The sequence below is a fragment of the Methylobacterium sp. CCH5-D2 genome (genome assembly GCF_001556475.1).
Taxonomy (GTDB): Bacteria; Pseudomonadota; Alphaproteobacteria; order Rhizobiales; family Beijerinckiaceae; genus Methylobacterium; species Methylobacterium hispanicum.
Genome location: NZ_LSIX01001078.1, coordinates 1 through 1674, shown reverse-complemented (window position 1 = coordinate 1674; position 1674 = coordinate 1). Strand labels below are relative to the sequence as shown.

The window sequence follows — 1674 nt, the reverse complement described above, 5'->3', positions numbered from 1 at the left end:
CGATGCCCGTGGAGGCCGGCGAGGTGTTGCCGGCGAGATCCGTGGCGGTCGCCGTAAGCGTGCTGGTGCCCTGCGGCAGCGGCGTGGTCGGTGTGAAGCTGAAGCTGCCGCTGCCGTCGGCCACCGCCGTGCCGAGCACGGTGGTGCCGTTGGCGATGGTCACAGTGGTGCCGGCCTCCGCCGTGCCGGTGATGGCGGGCGTGGTGTCGTTGGTGGGCGTCGGGAAGGTGTCGAGCACGGGGGCGGCCGGGGCGGTCGCGTCGATGGTCAGCGTGACCGAACCGGACACGGCCGAGACGTTGCCGAGCGCGTCCGCGGCGGTCGCAGTCAGCGTCAGGGTGCCGTCCGCCAGCGCGGTCGTTGGCGTGAAGCTGAAGGCGCCGTTGGTGTCGGCGACCGCGGTGCCGAGCACGGTGGTGCCGTTGGCAATGGTGACGGTGGTGCCGGCCTCCGCCGTGCCGGTGATGGCGGGCGTGTTGTCGGGGGTCAGCGCCGGGAAGGGGTTGAGCACCGGGGCGTCCGGGCCGGTCGTGTCGACGGTCAGCGTGGCCGTGACGGGGGCGGAGGTGTTGCCGGCGACGTCGGTGGCGGTCGCCGTGAGATTGTTGAGGCCTTCTGCCAGCGGGGCGGCCGGGGTGAAGGTGAAGGTGCCGTTGGTGCCGGCGACCGCGGTACCGAGGGTGGTGCCGTTGTTGGCGATGGTGACGGCGGCACCGGCCTCGGCCGTGCCGGTGATGGCGGGGGTGGCGTCGGTGCTGGCCGCGGGCGTCGTGAAGGTGGGCGCGGCGGGCGGGGCGGTGTCGATGGTGACCGTCACCGTGGCGGCGCCGGACGGATTCCCGGCCAGGTCGCGCGCGACGGCGGTGAGGGTGGTGGCGCCGTCTGTCAGCGGCGTCGTGGGGGTGAAGCTGAAGCTGCCGTCCGCGCCCGCGATGGCCGAGCCCAGGACGACGGGGCCGTTCGTGATTGTCACGACGGCGCCGACTTCGGCCGAGCCGGTGATGGTCGGCATGGTGTCGTTGGTGGGCGTCGGGAAGGCGTCCAGCACCGGCGGCGCCGGCGGCGTGGTGTCGGGCACGACCGGCGCCGTGATCGCGGTCACGACCGCGTTCGAGGCCGGGCCGGTATTGCCGGCGGCGTCCGTGGCGGTCGCCGTCAGGGTGTAGGGACCGGAGGGCAGCGGGACCTCGGGCGTGAAGGTGAAGGCGCCGTTGGCGCCGGCGACCGCGGTGCCGAGCACGGTGGTGCCGTTGGCGATGGTAACGGTGGCGCCGGCCTCCGCCGTGCCGCTGATCTCGGGCGTGTTGTCCGCGGTCGTGGCCGGCAGCGCGTTCAGCGTCGGGGCGCCGGGCGCGGCCGTGTCGATGGTTAGCGCGACCGCGGCCGAGGCCGGGCCGACATTGCCGGCCACGTCGCGCGCCGTCGCCGTCAGCGTGAGCGTCCCGTCCGCCAGCGGGGCGGTGGGCGTGAAACTGAAGGCGCCGCCGGTGTCGGCCACTGCCGTGCCTAGAACTGCGGTGCCGTTCAGGACCGTCACCGTGGCGCCGGCCTCGGCCGTGCCGGTGATGGTCGGCGTGGGGTCGCTGGTGCTGTCCGGCGCGGTCGTGATCACCGGGGCGGCCGGCGCGGCCGAGTCGACGGTGACCGCGATGCCCGTGGAGGCCGGCGAGGTGT

The 1674-nt window shown here is 74.6% G+C and carries 1 protein-coding gene; it reads right to left on the bottom strand.

Going from position 1 to position 1674, the window contains the following annotated elements; genetic code table 11:
• On the bottom strand, positions 1-1612 hold a 1612-nt coding region (locus AX737_RS33850; RefSeq protein ID WP_245293523.1), incomplete at its 3' end, for an Ig-like domain-containing protein.
• Positions 1613-1674: the final 62 nt, after the last annotated feature.